The organism is Elstera litoralis, assembly GCF_000963705.1.
Lineage (GTDB): Bacteria > Pseudomonadota > Alphaproteobacteria > Elsterales > Elsteraceae > Elstera > Elstera litoralis.
Window position 1 is genome coordinate 1 of the sequence record NZ_LAJY01000660.1, and the last position, 1,045, is coordinate 1,045.

Annotated in this window: 1 protein-coding gene and 1 pseudogene; both read left to right on the top strand. The window is 58.6% G+C overall.

Annotated features, from left to right (window positions below; translation table 11 throughout):
* Window positions 1–144: 144 nt before the first annotated feature.
* A pseudogene (locus VZ95_RS28995) lies at window positions 145–279 on the top strand (BMP family ABC transporter substrate-binding protein); the annotation flags it as partial.
* An 88-nt stretch (window positions 280–367) separates the two neighbouring features.
* Window positions 368–1,045 (top strand): BMP family lipoprotein (locus tag VZ95_RS18740; RefSeq protein ID WP_332308138.1); only part of this gene is annotated, 678 nt, incomplete at its 3' end.

Genomic DNA, 1,045 nt, shown 5'->3' on the forward strand with positions numbered 1-1,045 from the left:
CGACAGGCTTTGGTTAGGGCTTCGAGAGAGAGGGATTTGATCGTGACCCGTATGAAGATTGCGGCTTATGCAGCCGGGATGGTGGCCAGCCTGATGAGCGCAACGGCGCTGGCGCAGGATTTTACCCCCGCTATCGTGTTCGATATGGGCGGTAAGTTCGATAAAAGCTTCAATGAAGCGGCCTATACCGGCGCAGAACGGTTTAAGAAAGAAACCGGCACCGCCTACCGCGAATTCGAAGTCACCAACGAAAACCAGCGCGAACAGGCGCTGACCAACCTCGCCCGACGCGGCGTGGCCGTGATTGTTTCGGTCGGTTTCGCCCAGCAGGCCGCCGTCGAAAAAAGTTGCGCCGCAATATCCGAACGTGAAGTTCGTCATCATCGATTCGGTGGTGAATGCGCCCAACGCCCAGTCGATCATCTTCAAGGAAGAAGAAGGCTCGTTCCTGGTCGGCGCGCTGGCGGCGCTCGCCTCCAAGACCGGCAAGGTCGGCTTTGTCGGCGGCATGGATATTCCGCTGATCCGCGCTTTCGGCTGCGGCTATGCGCAAGGCGCGAAATATATCAATCCGAAGGCCGATTACGTCGCCAATATGACCGGCACGACGCCGTCGGCGTGGCGTGACCCAGCCAAGGGCTCGGAGCTCGCGATTTCGCAGTTCGACCGGGGCGTCGATGTCATCTTCGCAGCGGCAGGCGGCACCGGCATCGGCGTGATGCAGGCGGCCAAAGATAAGGGCAAGCTCGCCGTTGGCGTCGATAGCAATCAGAATCACGTTCAGCCCGGCACCGTGCTGACCTCCATGCTGAAGCGCGTCGATAACGCCGTCTATAATACCTTCAGCGATGCCAAGAAGGGCGCCTGGAAGGCTGGCACCATTTCGCTCGGCCTGAAGGAAGACGGCGTGGATTGGGCGCTGGACGATAACAACCGCAAGCTTATTACCGCCGATATGGAAAAGAAGATCAAAGAAATTCGCGCCGACATCATCGGCGGGAAGATCAAAGTGATCGATTACCGCGCCAACAACAATTCCTGCCCG